The 19658-nt window shown below is 36.2% G+C and carries 18 protein-coding genes and 1 tRNA gene; 18 read left to right on the top strand and 1 reads right to left on the bottom strand.

Annotated elements, in window-relative coordinates; translation table 11 throughout:
* The gene (thiL, locus tag CRN91_RS07080; protein WP_114115733.1) at window positions 1-930 is read left to right on the top strand and encodes a thiamine-phosphate kinase; all 930 of its coding nucleotides are present in this window, start codon (window positions 1-3) and stop codon (window positions 928-930) included.
* 3 nt (window positions 931-933) lie between these two features.
* Here thiL and dksA read toward each other — a convergent pair whose 3' ends face one another.
* Complete coding sequence (dksA, locus tag CRN91_RS07075; RefSeq protein ID WP_114115732.1) at window positions 934-1347, bottom strand: RNA polymerase-binding protein DksA; 414 nt, start codon at window positions 1345-1347, stop codon at window positions 934-936.
* Window positions 1348-1528: 181 nt separating this feature from the next.
* Between dksA and ilvA the strand changes: the two genes are divergently transcribed.
* The 17 genes from ilvA (at window position 1529) to CRN91_RS06990 (ending at window position 19641) form a co-directional block, all read left to right on the top strand.
* Window positions 1529-3022, top strand: a complete 1494-nt coding sequence (gene ilvA, locus CRN91_RS07070) for a threonine ammonia-lyase, biosynthetic (protein ID WP_114115731.1) — start codon at window positions 1529-1531, stop codon at window positions 3020-3022.
* Window positions 2979-3464 (top strand): ribosomal protein S18-alanine N-acetyltransferase, encoded by a 486-nt coding sequence (gene rimI, locus CRN91_RS07065; protein ID WP_114115730.1) that lies wholly within the window; start codon window positions 2979-2981, stop codon window positions 3462-3464. Before ilvA ends, rimI begins: the two co-directional genes overlap by 44 nt.
* Before the next feature lie 16 nt (window positions 3465-3480).
* On the top strand, window positions 3481-4731 hold the full coding sequence (gene icd / locus CRN91_RS07060) for an NADP-dependent isocitrate dehydrogenase (protein WP_114115729.1): 1251 nt from the start codon (window positions 3481-3483) through the stop codon (window positions 4729-4731).
* A 75-nt stretch (window positions 4732-4806) separates the two neighbouring features.
* Window positions 4807-4882: transfer RNA gene (locus CRN91_RS07055), tRNA-Asn, on the top strand.
* Between the two features lie 57 nt (window positions 4883-4939).
* Entirely contained in the window at window positions 4940-5473 is a 534-nt protein-coding gene (locus CRN91_RS07050; RefSeq protein ID WP_114115728.1) for a DUF4442 domain-containing protein, read from the top strand.
* 70 nt (window positions 5474-5543) lie between these two features.
* Window positions 5544-6728, top strand: a complete 1185-nt coding sequence (locus CRN91_RS07045; protein ID WP_114115727.1) for an acetyl-CoA C-acetyltransferase — start codon at window positions 5544-5546, stop codon at window positions 6726-6728.
* Window positions 6729-7028: 300 nt separating this feature from the next.
* Entirely contained in the window at window positions 7029-8033 is a 1005-nt protein-coding gene (locus CRN91_RS07040) for a BMP family protein (RefSeq protein WP_114115726.1), read from the top strand.
* 9 nt (window positions 8034-8042) lie between these two features.
* Window positions 8043-9563, top strand: coding sequence for an ABC transporter ATP-binding protein (locus CRN91_RS07035; protein WP_114115725.1), 1521 nt, complete (start codon window positions 8043-8045; stop codon window positions 9561-9563).
* Window positions 9553-10605, top strand: a complete 1053-nt coding sequence (locus CRN91_RS07030) for an ABC transporter permease (protein WP_114115724.1) — start codon at window positions 9553-9555, stop codon at window positions 10603-10605. The genes CRN91_RS07035 and CRN91_RS07030 overlap by 11 nt, the downstream gene beginning before the upstream one ends.
* 2 nt (window positions 10606-10607) lie before the next feature.
* Window positions 10608-11555 (top strand): ABC transporter permease, encoded by a 948-nt coding sequence (locus tag CRN91_RS07025; protein WP_114115723.1) that lies wholly within the window; start codon window positions 10608-10610, stop codon window positions 11553-11555.
* Complete coding sequence (locus CRN91_RS07020) at window positions 11555-12832, top strand: cytosine deaminase (RefSeq protein ID WP_114115722.1); 1278 nt, start codon at window positions 11555-11557, stop codon at window positions 12830-12832. Before CRN91_RS07025 ends, CRN91_RS07020 begins: the two co-directional genes overlap by 1 nt.
* Before the next feature lie 91 nt (window positions 12833-12923).
* Window positions 12924-14243 (top strand): omega-aminotransferase AptA, encoded by a 1320-nt coding sequence (locus CRN91_RS07015; protein ID WP_114115721.1) that lies wholly within the window; start codon window positions 12924-12926, stop codon window positions 14241-14243.
* A 14-nt stretch (window positions 14244-14257) separates the two neighbouring features.
* Window positions 14258-15748: a CoA-acylating methylmalonate-semialdehyde dehydrogenase gene (locus CRN91_RS07010; RefSeq protein ID WP_114115720.1), complete on the top strand. Its 1491-nt coding sequence runs from the start codon at window positions 14258-14260 to the stop codon at window positions 15746-15748.
* Window positions 15749-15938: 190 nt separating this feature from the next.
* Window positions 15939-16811, top strand: coding sequence for a nitrilase-related carbon-nitrogen hydrolase (locus tag CRN91_RS07005; RefSeq protein ID WP_114115719.1), 873 nt, complete (start codon window positions 15939-15941; stop codon window positions 16809-16811).
* Window positions 16812-16815: 4 nt separating this feature from the next.
* Entirely contained in the window at window positions 16816-17625 is an 810-nt protein-coding gene (locus CRN91_RS07000; RefSeq protein WP_114115718.1) for an ABC transporter ATP-binding protein, read from the top strand.
* Window positions 17615-18511 carry an ABC transporter permease gene (locus CRN91_RS06995; RefSeq protein WP_114115717.1) on the top strand — a complete coding sequence of 299 codons (897 nt, stop codon included), beginning with the start codon at window positions 17615-17617 and terminating at the stop codon, window positions 18509-18511. Before CRN91_RS07000 ends, CRN91_RS06995 begins: the two co-directional genes overlap by 11 nt.
* Complete coding sequence (locus CRN91_RS06990) at window positions 18508-19641, top strand: ABC transporter permease (RefSeq protein ID WP_114115716.1); 1134 nt, start codon at window positions 18508-18510, stop codon at window positions 19639-19641. Before CRN91_RS06995 ends, CRN91_RS06990 begins: the two co-directional genes overlap by 4 nt.
* The last annotated feature ends 17 nt before the right edge of the window (window positions 19642-19658 follow it).

Here is a 19658-nt window from a genome sequence, read left to right as displayed (position 1 = left end):
ATGAATGAGTTTGAGTTAATACAAAGTTACTTTGATTGGCAACTCAATGACTCAACAATTGCAACTGGAATTGGAGATGATGCTGCTATTTTTAATATCAACAAGGGTTTTCAATTAGTTACCTCAACAGATATTCTCTCAGAAGGCGTTCACTTCTTTAAAGATACTTCAGCCTCAGATATAGCTTATAAGTCTCTTGCAGTTAACTTAAGTGATATAGCTGCAATGGGCGCAACAGCTAAATATTTTACATTGGCACTCACCCTTCCAAAGTTAGATCAAGTTTGGCTTAAAGATTTCTCTGAGTCACTTAAGCTTACTTCTGAGATGTTTAAGGTAAGTTTGATTGGAGGTGATACGTCTAGAGGACCTCTTAATATCTCAATAACAATAATGGGAGTTATTGAGAATTCAAAAGCAATCTTGAGATCAAATGCCAAAGTTGGCGATACTATTTATGTATCTGGTCATATTGGTGATGCTGCTCATTGTTTGAAGAAGATTTTTGGTGGGTTAGAACCTACTAAAGATGAGCTTATAAGTCTAAATAGGCCTTTTCCAAGACTTAATCTTGGAGAAGCTTTAAAGGAAATTGCTAACTCATGTATTGATATTTCTGATGGACTCGAGCAAGATTTATCACACATCTTAAAAGCATCAAATGTTGGTGCAGAAATTGATGTCAGAAACTTACCCCTAAGTAAATCCCTTTTAAACTATGTTAATAATAATAATGATTGGTCAGTCCCTCTTTGTGGAGGCGATGATTACGAACTATGTTTTACAGTCCCAAAAACTCAAGAACAATTATTGAAATCGATATCAGAGTTATGTGAAGTAAGAATTACAAAAATTGGTGTTATAAATAACACTAAAAAATTAAAAATTAAAGGATACGATGGCCCCAGTAACTCATATAAGCACTTCTAAGAGTTATATTTCTTTTCTTTCTTCTACTGTCTTACAATCTATACATTTATCAGCTGTTGGACGAGCCTCTAAACGATTTAGAGCAATTTCAATACCACAAGTTTTACAGTAGCCATAATCACCCATATCAATTAGGTGAAGTGTCTTATCAATTTTATTAATTAGTTTCCTTTCACGATCTCTTGTTCTGAGCTCAAGAGCAAATTCTTCTTCAATGGTCGCCCTATCATTAATGTCAGCAACAGGTGCAGAGTCTTCCTGAATGTGATTAATAGTATTTTCAGCTTCAAAAACCAACTGTTCACGCCATACATTAAGCTTATGAATAAAGTGTTTTTGTTGGCCTTTAGACATAAATTCTTCACCTTTTTTTGGAATATAGGCAAGTATCTCATTAAAGTTTGGTTCAGTAGTCATTATTGTTTCTTTTCAGAAAAAAGGTAATTTTTACCAAAAATTGCATAAAATAGCAATCATTATTTTTTTGAAGCTTATTATTTATATTTTTTTTTGTAATTTTAGTAAATCAATCAACATTTGATAATACAGTTGCTAATACTGAGTATCATTATCATCGAAGATTATTTAAAGGAGCTCTATGAGTGCATTAGTTGACTTGGCAGATAATAGTTCTGTCTATGAAGTTGCTAAAGTTTCACCGCTATCAATTGCAGTTCAATTGAGTAAGCGTCTTGAAAATCAAGTTTATTTAAAGCGAGAGGATGATCAAATTATTCACTCCTTTAAGTTAAGGGGCGCCTATCAAAAAATGAGCTCTATGACTGATGAGGAAAAAAATAAAGGTGTTATCGCCTCTTCTGCTGGAAATCATGCACAAGGTGTCGCTCTAGGAGCGAGTAAATTAAATATAAAGGCTATAATCGTTATGCCAACTAGTACTCCAAAAATAAAGGTGCAAGCGGTTCAGCAGTTAGGTGCAGAGGTTATTCTCCATGGTGATGTTTATGATGATGCATTTCAATATGCAAAAGAGTTAGTTGCTGAGAAAGATCTTTGTTTCATTAGTCCTTATGATGACTTTGATGTTATAGCAGGACAGGCTACAGTTGCTAAGGAAATATTATCACAGCTTGATAAAGTTGATTTTGTATTTTCACCCGTGGGTGGAGGTGGTCTGATCTCAGGAATGGCAAGCTATATCAAACATTATGCGCCTCATATTAAAGTTATTGGTGTTGAGCCTATTGACTCTCCAACATTATATAAAGCGCTTGAAGCAAATGAACGAGTAATACTTGATGACGTGGGAAGATTTGCTGATGGAGTTGCTGTAAAACAGATTGGAGCTCTTCCATTTGAAATAGCAAAAGAGGCAGTAGATGATGTTGTATTAGTTAGTAATGATGAGATGTGTGCGGCTATAAAAGATATTTATGAGGATGTTCGCTCAGTATCTGAGCCTGCTGGAGCGCTTGCAACTGCAGGAGTTAAAAAATATATATTAGAACATAAACTTAAAAATAAAAATATTGTCTCGATAGTTTCTGGCTCTAATGTTAATTTTGATCGATTAAGATATATTGCAGAAAGAGCAGATTTAGGTGAACTAAATGAAGCTATTATTGCTGTAACAATTCCAGAGGAGCCAGGAAGTTTTTTAAGGTTTTGTGAGTTACTTGATAATACTTCAATTACTGAATTTAACTATCGCTTCTCGGCAAAAAAAGATGCTCATATTTTTGTTGGTATTAAATTAACAAATGGTGAGTCTGAGAAACAGAAGTTAATAACAAGGCTTGGTAAGTCATTTGAAGTTATTGACATGAGTGATAACTCAATGGCTAAAACACATATTCGTTATATGGTTGGTGGTCATGCAAATGCTGAGAATGAGGTTATCTATCGATTTGAATTTCCTGAGCGACCTGGCGCCCTTTTAAATTTTCTAAAAAAAGTAAAATCAAAATGGAATATTTCATTATTTCATTACCGTAACCATGGCGCTGATTTTGGAAGAGTCCTTATTGGTCTTCAAGTAGATGATGTTAGCGAACTAGAAGTGAGATTTGATGAATTAGGCTACTTCTATAAAAACGAAACTGACAATAAAGCCTATCAGTATTTCCTTTAATAAGCTTAACTTAAGCCAGCTTGATAATATTGTTTCTATAGAGTCAAGTAGTTCGAGTTATCCATGGACTAAAACTCAACTTAAAGAGAGTATTAAAAACCCAAATAACCTTTGTTATTCTGCTACTTATGAGGGAGATATTATTGGCTATTTAATCGTAATGTTAGCTAGCGAAACTGCAGATATTCTTAATATTGGCATCAATCCAAATAATCAAAGAAAAGGGTATGGAAGTTTGCTAATGAGTTATTTGTATAAAGAATTAAAAAATAGATTAATTGAAGAGGTATTTCTGGAGGTTAGAGAGAGTAATCAATCAGCAATATCCTTTTATTTGAATCAAGGTTTTAAGGAAATTTCCATCAGAAAAAACTACTATAAGTCAAACTCAAATAAACTTTCAAGTGCAGAAAACGGTATAATAATGCGTCTAGAAATCTAACCTAAAGAATACAAAAATGTCATATCAAAATATTACTATCCCAAGCATTGGAGAGGCAATCTCAATAACAGATAATGTATTAAATGTTCCTGATAAGCCAATCATAACTTATATTGAGGGAGATGGAATAGGTGTCGATATCACTCCAGTAATGTTACAAATTGTTGATACTGCTGTCAAAAAAGCTTACAACGGAACAAAAGAAATACAGTGGATGGAGATATATGCAGGTGAGAAGGCCGATAGCATCTATGGTGAGTACTTGCCTGAGGAGACAGTTGATGCTATTAAGGAGTTTTCTGTTTCAATAAAGGGACCATTAACAACGCCTGTTGGGGGTGGTATGAGGTCGCTAAATGTTGCAATTAGACAAATTTTAGATCTTTATATTTGCCAAAGACCAGTCCAATATTTTGATGGAACTCCTTCACCAGTTAAACATCCTGAAAAAGTTGATATGGTTATTTTTAGAGAGAATTCAGAAGATATTTATGCAGGAATTGAGTTTCCAAAGGACTCTAAAGAGGTTAAAAAAGTAATTGATTTCCTTCAGCAAGAAATGGGTGCTACAAAGATACGGTTTCCAGAGACATCTGGAATTGGAATCAAGCCAGTATCATCAGAAGGAACAATAAGACTTGTTCGAGCAGCTATTCAATATGCGATTGATAACGATAAGCCTTCAGTCACTTTAGTTCATAAGGGTAATATTATGAAGTTTACTGAGGGACTTTTTCGCGACACAGGCTATCAGTTAGCAAAAGATGAATTTGGAGCACAAGATATTGATGGTGGTCCATGGTGTAGCTTTAAAAATCCTAATACTGGAACTGACATTATTATAAAGGATTGTATTGCAGATGCATTTTTACAGCAAATACTGATTCGTCCAAATGAATATTCAGTTATTGCTACTTTGAATCTTAATGGTGACTATATTTCTGATGCTTTAGCAGCCCAAGTTGGTGGAATTGGAATTGCTCCAGGAGCAAATCTTTCAGATAGTGTTGGAGTATTCGAAGCAACTCATGGAACTGCCCCTGGCTATGCAGGTAAGGATATGGTTAATCCTTCGTCATTGATTCTTTCTGCTGAGATGATGCTCAGGCATATGGGTTGGCTAGAGGCCGCTGATTTAATTGTCAATGCAATGACTAAGACAATCAAAAATAAGACTGTCACTTACGATCTTGAAAGACTTATTGATGATGCCACTTTACTATCATGCTCTGAGTTTGGTAAGGCCCTTGAGAGATATATAGAGTAACTATATTAAGTAATAAGTATAAAAGCAAAGATTTGATTGACTCAAAATTCATAGCTCGTTATAATCTCACGCTATTCCCTGATAGCTCAGTTGGTAGAGCAACGGACTGTTAATCCGTTTGTCCCTGGTTCGAGCCCAGGTCAGGGAGCCAATTTATTTGACTAAGGCATCTTCGGATGTCTTTTTTATTTATAGCAAAGGACTAAAAATGCTTTCATATAAAAAAATTACTGAGTTAGTTTCAAAATTTATTGGAAAATCAAAAGTTCTTAAATATGGGATGAACTTATCTCCAATGTATAGAAGGACAACTGCCAAAGTAATTTATATTTCTGAAGATTTTAAGGAGATTAAAATTAAACTCCCTTTCAGCTATAAAAACGCTAATTATGTGAACACAATTTTTGGTGGAAGTATGTTTTCAGCAGTTGATCCATTTCCAATGACTCAGCTAATGAATTTAATCGGTGACGAATATGTTGTTTGGGACAAGGCTGCAGAAATTTTCTTTAGAAGACCTGCAAAAGAGGACCTTTTTGCAGATTTTATCTATACTGATGAAGAGATTAATGAGATTAAAAAAAAGGCTCAAGAGCAAGATGAGTTTGAAATAATTAAATCTACAAAATTAACAAATAAAGATAAAAGTATTGTTTACTGTGAGGTCAGAAAACGAGTTTATATTGCTAACAAGGCTTTTTTTAAAGAGAAAAGAAAAAAAAGAGAAAATATAAAAACCTAACAAGCAATCTCTCTTTATGATTTACTTGGCTTTATAATTACTTAATACCCATCAAGGAGAATTATTCAAGATGAATCAAGAAATTGTTATTGTTGCTGCAACAAGAACTGCAATAGGGTCATTTGGTGGTTTACTCGCTAAAGTTCCAGCACATAAATTAGGTGCTCAAGTTATAAAGTCTTTATTAGATTCAACTAGTGTTGATAGAGCACAGATTGATGAGGTTATTTTGGGTCAAGTTCTTACCGCTGGAAGTGGTCAGAATCCAGCTCGCCAAGCAGCTATTGCTGCTGGTTTGGCTTATGAAACTCCATCAATGACAATAAATAAGGTTTGTGGCAGTGGTTTAAAGGCAGTTCAATTAGCCTTTCAGGCTATAGCGTGTGGCGATGCAGATATAGTTATTGCGGGTGGTCAGGAAAATATGAGTCTTTCAGGGCATGTTCTTCCAAGGTCAAGAGAGGGTAAAAAGATGGGTCCTTGGGAGATGGTTGATACAATGGTCGTAGATGGTCTATGGTGTGTATTTAATGACTATCATATGGGCGTAACTGCCGAAAATATTGCTACTAAATTTGAATTTACCAGAAAAGCTCAAGACCAGTTTGCATTAGAATCACAACAAAAGGCTGAGAATGCCCAAAAATTAAATCTTTTTAAAGATGAAATAACACCAATCTTGATCCCACAAAAAAGAGGGGATGATGTTGTTTTTGATACCGATGAATATCCTAGACATGGAACTACAGAAGAAACACTTTCAAAACTTAGACCAGCATTTAAAAAAGACGGAACTGTTTCAGCTGGAAATGCATCAGGCATTAATGATGGTGCTGCAGCAGTAATGGTTATGAGTTTCGCCAAAGCAAAAGAACTTAGACTTAAGCCTATGGCTAGGATTGTCTCCTATGCAAGTGCAGGAGTTGATCCAGCAATTATGGGTACAGGTCCAATTCCAGCAAGTACCAAATGTCTTGAGAAGGCGGGCTGGAAAGTTTCAGATGTTGATAGAATAGAAGCAAATGAGGCATTTTCTGCACAAGCTATGTCAGTTAACGATTCTCTTGGATTTGATAAGTCTAAAGTTAATGTAACTGGAGGTGCAATTGCACTTGGTCATCCGATAGGAGCCTCAGGAGCTAGAATATTAGTAACGCTTCTTCATGGAATGCAGCGTGATAAAGTCAACAAAGGGCTTGCGACTCTTTGTATTGGAGGTGGAATGGGTGTTGCAATGGCAGTTGAAAGAATTTAAAAGGTAAATAAGCCAATAATAAATCAGTCTTTTTTAAGATTAATTAAATAATTCATATTGACATTTAATACTCAATTAATTAACAAAACATCTTAAATTATCTTAATGATTGTCATCTATTGTTATGTTATTATGTGAAACAATATCGGAATTATCCAAAGGGAGTTAAATTAAAAAAGGCTTGGAAACAAGAAATTGTTTAGCCTCTCAATCTATTTTTTGAGGCTGAATGAGAGGGGTAATACATGCATTATTTAGTTATTCATGTATTACATTTGATAAACAATAAAGGAGTAAATAATGAAAATAGGAAGTTTAAGTAAACTATTAATCATTGCCTTATCTAGCTTTATTTTGTCTGGGCAGGTCTTTGCTGACAAAATTAAAGTTGCAGGTGTATATACTCAGCCATTGCAACAAAAATGGGATGCAAGATTACATCTTGCTTTGCAGGCAGCAGCAGATAGAGGTGAAATTGATTATGTAAACTCAGAGAAAGTTTCAAATACAGACTATGTTAGAGTTTTAAGGGAGTACTCTGAAAGTGGAGTAGACCTTATAGTTGGTGAAGCATTTGGTATTAGTGCTGAGGCTCGAAAAGTAGCAGATGACTATCCAAATATAGCATACTTAATGGGAGACCCAGGAAGTGGGTATGGCGGACAACATGGTGGTAATTTTTCAGTATTTGATAATTATATTCATGAGCCATGCTATTTGATGGGAATTATTGCCGGTGGTATGACTGAAACTAATAAAATTGGTATGGTAGGTGGTTACGCGATTGGTGAAGTAAACCGTTTGTTCCATGCATTTATGGCTGGTGCAAGGTCAGTTAATCCAGATGTTGAGTTTAAAGTTAGCTTTATCGGCTCTTGGTACGATCCACCAAAAGCAAAAGAAGCCGCATTTGCTCAAATTGAAGCAGGTGTAGATGTCCTTTATGCAGAGCGAGCTGGTGTAGTTGATGCTGCTAGAGAGAAAGGCATACTTGCATTCGGTAACGTCAATGATATGAATAAAGAGGAAAATGGTACAGATGTTGTTGTCACTTCAGCTTTATGGCATATGGAAAATGCAATTGATCATGCTATATCAAGAGTTAAAGCAGGAAATTTTGCAGCTGAGGATTATAAAGAATGGACAATGATGCAAAAAGGTGGAGCTTCTCTAGCGCCATACTATGAGTTTGATAGTAGGATTGCAAGTGATGTTAAAACCTCAGTAGCAGAAATGTCTAGAAAAATCTTAGGTGGTAGTCTTGTAGTTGGAGTTAATGACAACGAGCCAAAATCAACTTACTAAGATTATCTGATGAAGAAGTTACAATTTTCCAAAATTTGTAAGAGTTTTGGTTCTGTTGTAGCAAATGACAATATTTCACTCTCACTTGGTGAGGGTGAAATTTTGTCATTATTAGGTGAAAATGGTGCGGGTAAGACCACACTAATGAATATACTCTTTGGACACTATATCTGTGACAAAGGCTTTATCGAAGTTGAAGGCCAGAGATTAACGCCTGGCTCAACAAGAGCATCATTAGATGCTGGGATTGGTATGGTTCACCAGCATTTTACTTTAGCAGAAAATCTCACTGTATTAGAAAATATTATTCTTGGCACGGAGCCTTTAACTAGACTTTGGAGTCAAAAAAAACAAGCCTATAAAAAACTTAAGGCATTATCAAAACGTTTTGGCTTATTAATAAACCCAGATGATAAAGTAGCTGATTTAACAGTTGGTGAAAAACAACGAGTTGAAATAATAAAAGCACTCTATCGAGATGCAAGTATTTTAATACTTGATGAGCCTACTGCAGTTCTTACTCCACAGGAGACTGAACAGCTTTTCAAGGTCCTCAAGGAAATGGTAAATTCTGGTTTATCAATCATGTTTATATCGCACAAATTAAATGAAATCTTAGAAATTAGTGACCGAATTGTAGTTCTTCGTCAAGGTAAATTAGTAGGAGAGGTAGTCACTAATGAGGCAAGCAAGGAATCGCTTGCAGAAATGATGGTTGGACGCAAAGTTACGCGACCAGCATATAAAAAATTGAAAATAGGCAAGCCAGTTGTGGAGCTTAATAATGTATGTTTAGATGTGACTGAGGGATCAACTCCACTCTCTAATATCAATCTTAAGATACATGAAAAAGAAATTATCGGTTTGGCTGGAGTTGCAGGTAATGGTCAAGCCGGGCTAGCTTCAATCTTACAAGGATTAAATTTTCCAAGCTCTGGAGAATTTAAGTTACTGGGAGAGAGTTTGATAAAATATGATCCCTGTTATCTTACTGAATCTGGTGTAGCAAGGATTCCAGAAGACCGTTCAAAAGAGGGCGTCATAGGAGAAATGGAGCTATGGGAAAATTTCCTTGGCGAGGAGCTTCGCTCTAAGGCTAAATCAGGATTTATTATTGACAAAAAGAAGTCAGTTAGAGATGCTGAAAAATTAATTAAAGAATATGATATTCGATGCGAAGGTCCGTTTGCTTCAACTAGATTGTTGTCTGGTGGCAACATTCAGAAGTTAATCCTTGCAAGAAGTCTATCTAATAATCCTCGTTTTATCATTGCAAATAAACCAGCAAGAGGCTTAGATGAAGGTGCTATCAGTTTTGTTCAGCAGCAAATAATAAATGCTAAAACGAAAGGTGCAGGCGTATTACTAATTAGTGAAGACTTAGATGAAATTTTTGAATTATCTGACCGTATCGCTGTTATGTTTAATGGAAGGTTACAAGGACCTTTTGATACTGATGCTGTGAGTATAAATCAAGTTGGTCTTATGATGAGTGGTGAAATGAAAGAGGATAGTTTGCATGAGGCTTAAAACAAGAAGAAACACACCTTTATGGTTAATTGCATTACTACCCATACTTTCTATTGGAGTTGCTTTTATTATTGGTGCTTTTTTTATAATTTGGGCTGGTGAATCTCCAGTTACTGCTTATATAGCTTTAATTAAAGGCTCTTTAGGCTCAACTTTTGCAATTACTGAATCCTTAGCAAGGGCTACCCCATTAATTTTTACTGGATTAGCTGCAGCTGTAGCATTTCGAGCTAAATTTTGGAATATTGGTGCTGAGGGACAGTTATATTGTGGCGCTATGGCAGCAACCCTAGTAGGCACAGGAATGATTGATCTGCCTTCAATAATCATGATACCAATGTTATTTATTGCAGGTGCTATAGCAGGCTGTTTAATTTTGTTGTTACCAGTTCTTCTTAAAACTCATATGAAAGTGGATGAAGTTGTAACTACACTTTTACTGAATTTTGTAATTTTACTATTTGTAAATATGTTGCTTGAAGGGCCATGGAAGGACCCTATGGCAATGGGGTGGCCTCAAGCTGCAAGAATTATTGATAATGGTGTTCTACCTACAATCGTTGCTAAGAGTAGATTGCATCTTGGAATAATTGTGGCAATAGTAATGTCGGTTGTAATGTGGGCTATACTTCGCTTTACAGTTTGGGGTTATGAAATACGTGCAGTTGGACACAACCAACAAGCCTCAACTTTCTATGGAATTTCGATTAATAAATCAGTATTAATGGTAGCTCTTTTTAGTGGTGGATTAGCTGGAATGGCTGGTGTTAGTGAGGTTGCTGGATTGAAAGGCTATTTAACTTTAACTTTATCCCCAGGTTTTGGCTATACGGGAATAGCGGTTGCTATGCTTGCACAATTACATCCGATAGGGGTAATTATTTCAGCTATATTTCTAGCGTCGATCTATGTGGGTGCCGATGCGATGAGTCGAACTGTTGATATACCGAACTATATCGCAGATATTTTAGTAGCCATTTCTTTATTATCTGTTCTAGTTGGAGCAATGCTGACACGATATCGTATTGTGTGGGGTAAGTAATCATGATGGAATTATTTGAAATGATGTTAACAACGGGCTTATGGGCTGCTGTAATTAGGATTGCAACCCCATTAATTTTTGCTACATTAGGAGAATTAATTTGTGAGCGAGCGGGTGTATTAAATCTTGGAATTGAAGGCATAATGACAATTGGAGCAATGGCTGGTTGGATATGGGTTTATCAAGGTGGAGATCTATGGGGTGGGATTGTGTTTGCTGCTTCAGTGGGAATGCTATTTGGTTTTCTTCATAGCATACTAGTGGTCTATCTTGGCTTGTCTCAACATGTTAGTGGAATTGGAATTACCTTACTAGCCTCATCTATAAGTTATTATGCATATACAATGCTGATACCATTTAGCACTACGCCACCTAAAATTGTCCCATTCATTGCATTTGAAGTGCCGGTATTATCATCAATTCCAATTCTTGGACCAGCCTTATTTAACCAATCTGCATTAACTTATTTAGCATACATATTAGTAATAGTTACTTTCTACGTACTTTATAAAATGCCAATTGGTCTAACAATTAGAATGGCAGGTGAAAATCCAGTTGCCAATGAGGCTCAAGGTATTAATGTACTTTTAATTCGTACTGGCGCAGTAATGGTTGGGAGTGCTTTGATGGCAATTGGAGGGGCATTTCTAACTATGTCTGCATTTGATGCGTTTTATTTTGGTATGATTAATGGTAGAGGTTGGATTTGTATTGCGCTGGTTATTTTTGCGTCTTGGAAACCTGGTAAAGCCTTCTTGGGGGCAATTTTATTTGCATTATTTGAAGCGTTACAAGTTAGGGCACAATTAATTGGTGCAGATGTTATCCCATATCAAATATTTTCTATGATGCCATATTTCCTAAGTATAGTTGCGATGATGCTTGTTGCACGTAAAGCAGCATATCCCAAGGCATTATTAGTGCCATTTAGACAAGGAGATCGTATCTAATGTTCGACATACTTATTAAACACGCTAATCTTCCAGATGATCGTAAGAATTTTGATATTGCTATTCAAAATAAAAAAATAGTGGCTATTGATAGAAATCTAATTGGTGAAGCAGTCAAAACTATTGATGCGACCGATAAACTAGTTTCTCCAAGTCACGTTGATAGCCATTTTCACTTAGACGCTACTTTAACTTTAGGTCAGCCACGATTTAATGAGAGTGGTACTTTACTTGAAGGTATTCAACTATGGGATGAGCTAAAACCACATTTAACTATAGAGCTTATAAAAAAACGTGCCCGAAAATTATGTCATTGGGCAATAGCAAATGGATGTTTGGCGATTCGGAGCCATGTAGATATAAGTGATGATCGATTGCTTGCAGTCGAGGCGTTATTAGAGTTACGAAAAGAAATGCGGGATTGGATAGATATCCAGCTAGTTGCATTTCCACAAAATGGTTATTTACGCTACAAAAACTCTATTAAAAATCTTGATAGAGCATTAAAAAAAGGTGTGGATGTTATAGGTGGTATTCCGCACTTTGAACGCACTATGAATGAAGGTTCTTTATCTATTAAATTATTATGTGAACTGGCCGCAGAAAAAGATTTACTAGTAGATATGCATTGCGATGAATCGGATGATCCAATGTCTAGACATGTTGAAACACTAGCTTTTGAAACTCATCGTTTGGGGCTTGAGGGAAGAGTAACAGGTTCTCACTTAACATCAATGCACTCAATGGATAATTATTACGTAAGCAAATTAATACCATTATTACAAGAGGCTGAATTACAAGTTGTTGCTAATCCATTAATAAATATTACCCTTCAAGGTCGTCATGATCTCTATCCTAAACGCAGAGGAATGACACGAGTTAAAGAGTTATTAAATAGTAATATTAATGTTGCTTTTGGCCATGACTGTGTAATGGATCCATGGTATAGCCTTGGCAAACATGATATGTTAGAAGTTGCAAATATGGGATTACATGTTGGACAAATGACAGGTGTTCAAGAAATGCACCAAATATTTCAAGCTATAACAAATAATGGAGCCAGAGTAATGCAACTCGAAAATTATGGCATTGAGGTTGGTTGCAACGCTAATTTGGTGATTCATCAGGCTAATAATCCAATTGAAGCTATACGCTTATGTAATGCACGTTTATTTGTAATTCGTAATGGCCAGATTATTGCAAAGGCTAATCCAACAGAAAGCCAACTATTATTAAATGGAGAGAAAGATAACAGAATTATAGATTGGACCCTCTAAGAATAATAATAAAAAGAAAAACTGCTTAAGGTAAAAAGATAATTATTTATAAGGGTTAAGTCAAATACCTTAGATGATAGGAGAATAAAAAATGTTAAAAAATAATCCTAAATATTATGATGCTCACTGGATGCCTTATAGTGGTAATAGAGAGTTTAAAGCAAATCCTCGGATGATAGTCTCGGCTAAAGATACTTACTTTACAGATGACAAAGGCAGGAAGATATTTGATGGTCTTTCAGGTCTTTGGACTTGTGGAGCAGGCCATTCTCGCCCTGAAATTATTGAGGCAGTAAGTAAACAAATTGAGACATTGGATTACTCTCCTGCATTTCAATTTGGACACGAAAAATCGTTTGAGTTGGCAAATAAAATTATTGAATTTACTCCAAAAGATTTGGATCGTGTTTTTTTTACTTGTTCTGGTTCAGAGGCAGTAGATAGTTCCCTAAAAATTGCTCGAGCTTATTGGCGACATAAAGGAAAGGTCGGTAAGACTCGTTTGATTGGAAGGATAAAAGGCTATCATGGAGTTAATTTTGGAGGGATTAGTGTTGGTGGTATTGGTCCTAATAGAGAAATGTTTGGACAAGGTATTGAAGCAGATCATTTATCATCTACCCTTCTCCCAGAAAATATATTTAGCAAAGGCCAACCTAAGGTTGGAGATTATTTAGCTGATGACTTATTAAATAAAATATTATTGCATGGCGCCTCTAATATTGCAGCAGTAATTGTAGAGCCAATGGCGGGTTCTGCCGGTGTATTTCCACCCCCCATAGGATATCTAGAGAAACTTCGTAAAATTTGTGACTCTAATGATATTTTATTAATCTTTGATGAAGTGATAACCGCCTTTGGCCGTATGGGCGCGAAGACAGGAGGCGAAGCTTTTGGAGTTACTCCAGATATAATGACTTTTGCAAAACAGGTTAGTAATGGTAGTCAACCGCTTGGTGGTGTAGTAGTGAATAATAATATTTATGAAACTTTTATGGATACGAAAGCACCAAATTATTTGATTGAATTATTTCATGGTTATACCTATTCAGCGCATCCTGTAGGATGTGCAGCATCAATTGCAAGTTTAGATATATTAAAGAATGATAATTTGATAGAGCGAGTTAAAAAAATGAGTCCAGTATTTGAAAAAGAACTTCATAGTCTTAAAGGTTTGCAATATATTACAGATATTCGTAACTACGGACTGGCTGGTGGAATTACTATTGAGGCTGCTAAAAATGAACCTGCATTAAGACCCTATCAAATTGCAATGAAGTGCTGGGATAAAGGCTTTTATGTACGATATGGTGGTGATACTATTCAATTAGGCTTGCCGTTTATAGTAACTGAAAAACAAATAAAGGATGTTGTTGGTGCAATATCTGACTCGATTAAAGAATTACATTAAAGGAGAAAGAAGAAATGAAATTAGTAGAACACCTTATTAATGGAGAACTTGTATCAATGGGTGATCCTACTCAAGATGTATTTAATCCATCGACAGGAGAGGTTGGTAAACAAGTAGAAATTGCTACAAAAAATACTGTTGAAAAAGCTATAACTGCTGCTCAAGAAGCTTTTCCAGCATGGCGAGCAACGCCACCACTCAAACGAGCCAGAATTATGTTTCGTTTCAAAGAATTGTTAGAAAAAAATATCAATAAAATAGCGCAATTAATTGGTGAGGAGCATGGAAAAATTGCACATGATGCGCTTGGAGAAATAACTCGAGGTATAGAAAATGTTGAATATGCTTGCTATGCACCTCAACTTCTAAAAGGAGAACATAGTAAAAATATTTCAAGCAATATTGATTCATGGAGTGAGTTTCATCCCTTGGGAGTTGTGACCGGAATAACACCATTTAATTTTCCTGCAATGGTGCCATTATGGATGTATCCAATGGCTATAGTCTGTGGAAATTGTTTTGTATTAAAACCTTCAGAAAGAGACCCTTCCGCAGCCTTATTTGTAGCTCAATTATTAAATGAAGCAGGTTTACCGAAAGGAGTAATGAATGTAGTTAATGGTGGCAAGGAAGCTGTTGATACTTTGCTGACTGATGAAAGAATCCAAGCTGTAAGTTTTGTAGGATCAACGCCTATTGCAAAATATATATACCAAACTGCTACTGCGCATGATAAGAGATGTCAAGCCCTTGGGGGAGCGAAAAATCATGCAATTGTAATGCAAGATGCTGAAATGGAGAATACAGTCAATGCTTTAATAGGGGCTGCTTTTGGATCTAGTGGTGAAAGATGTATGGCAATTTCTGTCGCAGTAGCGGTAGGTGAAGAGACAGCAGATAATCTAATAGCTGGCTTAAAATCTAAGATGAGTGACCTTAAGGTAGGTAATTTTGATAATAGTAAAAATGATTTTGGACCACTTATTACTCAAGAGCACATGGAAAAAGTTAAAGAATATATAACTAGTGCAGAAGCCCAAGGTGCTGATATTGTTGTTGACGGACGAAGTGTTAATGTGAAAGGTTGTGAAAATGGTTTTTACGTTGGCGGTACTCTGATAGATAGTGTAGAAGCTTCAATGAAGTCTTATAAGGAAGAAATATTTGGACCAGTATTACAAGTAGTCAGAGTAGAAACTATGCAACAAGCGATAGATTTAATTGACGAACATGAATATGGTAACGGGACCTGTATTTTCACCCGAGATGGTGAAGCTGCAAGGTATTTTAGTGACCAAATAAAAGTTGGCATGGTTGGTATCAATGTACCGTTACCAGTTCCAGCTGCACAGCATAGTTTTGGTGGCTGGAAGCAATCAATGTTTGGTGACTTAGCTGCTTATGGACCTGATAGTGTGAGATTCTATACACGAAGAAAAACAATCACCCAGAGATGGCCATCATCAAGTATTCGAGAGGGTGTTAACTTTTCTTTCCCATCCTAAATAGCTTTAATAAAGCATTTATAAAGGGCTTCCTAAGGAAGCTTTTTTTTTGTTTAAATATCAAGTTGAACTATATTGCAAAATAGGGCAGTAATTAAAGTTGACAATTGTTAGAAAAAAATGTAGCCTGTCTATTTAGTCAAGAACTCATCAGTAGTTCTATAAAGGAAATCGGAAAAGGAGGAATCGAATGAGTAAAGTAAAGTGTGGTCTAATCCAAATGGGTTTAAAAGGTGATGGAACGATGTCACCAGAAAAAATTCGTGATTTAATGATTGAGGCCCATATCCCAATGATAGAGGATGCTGCAAAACAGGGGGTAAAAGTTCTATGTTTTCAGGAAGTTTTTACGCAGCCATATTTTTGTCCAAGTCAAGATAAAAAATGGTACACAGCTGCGGAGTCCATTCCTGATGGACCTACAGTTAAGCTTATGCAGGAATATGCTAAAAAACACCAAATGGTTATTGTGGTTCCTATCTACGAAGAGGAAATGTCAGGAGTCTATTACAATACTGCTGCTGTTATTGATGCAGATGGAAGTTTTTTAGGTAAATATCGAAAAACTCATATACCTCAAGTTGCACCTGGTTTTTACGAAAAATTCTTCTTTAAACCTGGGAATCTGGGATACCCAGTATTTGATACGGCTTACCTTAAGTTAGGGGTTTATATTTGTTACGATAGACATTTTCCAGAGGGTTGGAGGGCGCTTGCATTAAATGGTGCTCAATATATTGTTAATCCTTCTGCTACTGTTGCCGGATTAAGTAAATATCTATGGGAGCTTGAGCAACCAGCCTCAGCAGCAGCCAACGGAGTATTTATTGGTGCAATAAATCGTGTAGGAACCGAAGAGCCCTGGGCTAAGCAAATGGGCGAATTCTATGGATCAAGCTATATTGTAAATCCTCGTGGGCAAATAGAAGCCCAGGCAAGTTATGGTGATGATGAACTTTTAGTTCATGAAATTGACTTAGATATGGTGCGAGAAGTTCGAGACACTTGGCAATTTTTTAGAGATAGGCGAAGTGACCTATATGGAAGGTTAACAGATAAATAATAATATGGGTAAGCCAACAAGCCCAAAGGTTTCCAAGTCTTCAACGATAGATATTAATAATCTATTTCTGACATTTGAGACACAATCGGAACCAGTTCATGCTCTTTCTGACATTAACTTGAAAGTTGAGGCTGGTGATTTTGTTTCTTTAATTGGCCCAAGTGGTTGTGGAAAGACGACATTATTGCGTGTGATAGCTGATCTAGAAAAGCCAACAAGTGGCTCAATAACTGTTGAGGGAAAGTCTACACATCAGGCTCGTTTAGACAAGTCTTATGGATATGTTTTTCAAACGCCAGCTCTTTTGCCTTGGCGAAATATTGAGTCAAATATTCACTTACCTCTTGAGATGTCTGGCTACTCAAAATCAGAACAAAAAAAACTTTCTCAGAAATATTTATCTTTAGTAAGCTTAACAGGATTTGAAAAAAAGTATCCTTGGCAATTATCTGGAGGAATGCAACAACGTGTATCCATTGCTCGAGCTTTAAGTTTTAGTCCTGATATGCTTCTTATGGATGAGCCATTTGGTGCGCTAGATGAGATAACTCGTGATCGTTTAAATGAAGAGTTATTAAGGTTATGGGAGCAAACTCAGAAAACAGTTGTATTTGTTACTCATTCAATTCCTGAAGCTGTTTTCCTGTCTAGTAAGATTGTAGTAATGTCAGCTCGTCCAGGAAAAATTATTGATGTAATTGATACCAATTTTCCAAAAGATAGAAATCTTGATATTCGTGAATCAAAAGAATTCTTAAAGGTTTCGCAACTTGTGAGAGAGGGCCTTAAAGAGGGGCATAGTGATGGAAGCTAATAGGCTTTTTAGTATGCTTATAGGAGGAACTATTGGACCTGTCGTGATTCTGGTAACGGCTATTATTATGATATGGTATGCGGGAGCAGTTTATTTAAATAGCTCCTTTTTAATTGATAGATATGAAAAAAATAATATTGAGTGGAATTTTTCTCAATTAGCCTCAGACTCTTGGTCTATGGAGCGACCAGTTTTGCCATCACCCCATCAAATTGCAAAGGAGTTAAAGAAAACAATTTGGGATAAGAAAATAACTTCACCACGGAGTTTGGTTTACCACTCTAGAGTGACTTTATCTTCTTCAATGGTTGGCTTTGTAATGGGCACCTTTCTTGGTATTGTCTTGTCAGTGGGCATTGTCTATGTGGCAGCACTGGATCGAACCTTGATGCCTTGGATAATTACATCTCAAACTATTCCAATTTTGGCAATTGCTCCGATGATTGTAGTTGTGTTAGGTTCAATGGGTATTATTGGACTAGTTCCAAAAGCAATGATCTCAACCTATCTTTGTTTTTTTCCTGTTGTTGTTGGGATGGTTAAAGGTTTAAGGTCACCAAGTATTATCTTGGTAGATCTAATGAACAGTTATTCAGCATCAAAGCTTGAGGTTTTTTGGAAATTACGTCTTCCAGCGTCTCTTCCTTATTTATTTGCCAGTTTAAAAGTAGCCATTGCCTTAAGCGTTGTTGGCGCTATTGTAGCTGAGCTTCCAGCAGGTGCACAAGGTGGCCTTGGTGCACGACTATTATCTGGATCATATTACGGACAAACTAGTCTTATTTGGGCTGCCCTGATAACTGCTTCGGTGATTTCTGCAACCCTAGTTACCATAGTTGGAAGGATGGAGCGCGCAGTTAATAATCGTATGGGGCTGCAAATATGAATTTCCTGGCAATAATAAGGTCGCGTCCCTTAAGTGGATTGCTATGTTTTATTTTATCAATTGCATCATTTATTTCGTTGCAGCTTAACGAAATAAATGACTATATGCTTAATCCTTATATTGTGATTATTCTTGCCATTGTCAGTTTATTATTTTTTATTATTCGTCAACAAGGTTTAGTTCTTTTATCTATTTGTTTTGTAGCCTTATTCTCTGGAGCTTGGTCTGTATTAAATTTAATACATTCATTCGATAAAGGTGTAGTAATGGGTTTGGATGCCTGGCTCTTGGTAAGTGCATTATGGTTTCTAACATGGAATAACTTAGTTCAATTATCAGCTTTGAAAACAAAGAATAAATTAATAGAATTATCTCTTAATATAGTTATTCCAGTTTTATTTGGTGCGTGGATATTTTTTCTATGGGAGGTTATTACCATAGGTATGTCCGTTCCTCAGGTATTGTTACCTGCGCCAAGTCTTATTTGGCAAGTGTTTGATGGGTTTGGTGCTACTTTATTTGCAGATTTTTATCAAACTTTTGTCCGTTCAGCAATTCCTGGCTTTATTATGGGGTGTGGGGCAGGATTTCTCGTTGCAATTGCAGCCGATAAAATACCATTTTTAAGGCGTGGATTAATTCCAATTGGAAACTTCTTTAGCGCAATACCAATTATTGGTATGGCGCCAATTATGATAATGTGGTTTGGATTTGATTGGCAGTCCAAAGCAGCTGTCGTTGCCATAATGACTTTTTTCCCAATGATGGTAAATACCCTAAGTGGCCTTAACGAGACTGATAGGATTGATAGAGATTTATTACACACTTATGCTTCAAGTTATTGGCGAGAACTTTTTAGTTTACGTCTACCAAATGCGATGCCATTTATTCTTAATGCATTGAAAATTAACTCAACTTTTGCTATGATTGGAGCCATAGTGGCAGAATTTTTTGGAACACCCATCGTTGGAATGGGATTTAGAATTTCGGCCGAGGTTGGCCGAATGAATATCGATATTGTATGGGCAACAATTGCGGTTGCTGCTGTTACAGGTTCGATGTTTTATGGAGTATTTGCTCTTTTAGAAAGAAAATTAACTTTCTGGCATCCATCGATGCGAAAAAGCTAGTTCTGAGTAGGTACTAT

This window comes from Candidatus Thioglobus sp. NP1, from assembly GCF_003326015.1.
GTDB classification, from domain to species: domain Bacteria; phylum Pseudomonadota; class Gammaproteobacteria; order PS1; family Pseudothioglobaceae; genus Pseudothioglobus; species Pseudothioglobus singularis_A.
Note: the sequence above shows the minus strand (reverse complement) of the source record. Positions and strands in the feature narration are given on the sequence as shown.

Coding starts and splice junctions, on each gene's coding strand:
- CRN91_RS07020 (WP_114115722.1), top strand. CDS start 11,555: ATGTTCGACATACTTATTAAACACGCTAATCTTCCAGATGATCGTAAG.
- CRN91_RS07000 (WP_114115718.1), top strand. CDS start 16,816: ATGGGTAAGCCAACAAGCCCAAAGGTTTCCAAGTCTTCAACGATAGAT.
- CRN91_RS07045 (WP_114115727.1), top strand. CDS start 5,544: ATGAATCAAGAAATTGTTATTGTTGCTGCAACAAGAACTGCAATAGGG.
- CRN91_RS07010 (WP_114115720.1), top strand. CDS start 14,258: ATGAAATTAGTAGAACACCTTATTAATGGAGAACTTGTATCAATGGGT.
- ilvA (WP_114115731.1), top strand. CDS start 1,529: ATGAGTGCATTAGTTGACTTGGCAGATAATAGTTCTGTCTATGAAGTT.
- dksA (WP_114115732.1), bottom strand. CDS start 1,347: ATGACTACTGAACCAAACTTTAATGAGATACTTGCCTATATTCCAAAA.
- CRN91_RS07025 (WP_114115723.1), top strand. CDS start 10,608: ATGATGGAATTATTTGAAATGATGTTAACAACGGGCTTATGGGCTGCT.
- CRN91_RS06990 (WP_114115716.1), top strand. CDS start 18,508: ATGAATTTCCTGGCAATAATAAGGTCGCGTCCCTTAAGTGGATTGCTA.
- CRN91_RS07035 (WP_114115725.1), top strand. CDS start 8,043: ATGAAGAAGTTACAATTTTCCAAAATTTGTAAGAGTTTTGGTTCTGTT.
- CRN91_RS07050 (WP_114115728.1), top strand. CDS start 4,940: ATGCTTTCATATAAAAAAATTACTGAGTTAGTTTCAAAATTTATTGGA.
- CRN91_RS07015 (WP_114115721.1), top strand. CDS start 12,924: ATGTTAAAAAATAATCCTAAATATTATGATGCTCACTGGATGCCTTAT.
- CRN91_RS07030 (WP_114115724.1), top strand. CDS start 9,553: ATGAGGCTTAAAACAAGAAGAAACACACCTTTATGGTTAATTGCATTA.
- CRN91_RS07040 (WP_114115726.1), top strand. CDS start 7,029: ATGAAAATAGGAAGTTTAAGTAAACTATTAATCATTGCCTTATCTAGC.
- CRN91_RS07005 (WP_114115719.1), top strand. CDS start 15,939: ATGAGTAAAGTAAAGTGTGGTCTAATCCAAATGGGTTTAAAAGGTGAT.
- icd (WP_114115729.1), top strand. CDS start 3,481: ATGTCATATCAAAATATTACTATCCCAAGCATTGGAGAGGCAATCTCA.
- thiL (WP_114115733.1), top strand. CDS start 1: ATGAATGAGTTTGAGTTAATACAAAGTTACTTTGATTGGCAACTCAAT.
- CRN91_RS06995 (WP_114115717.1), top strand. CDS start 17,615: ATGGAAGCTAATAGGCTTTTTAGTATGCTTATAGGAGGAACTATTGGA.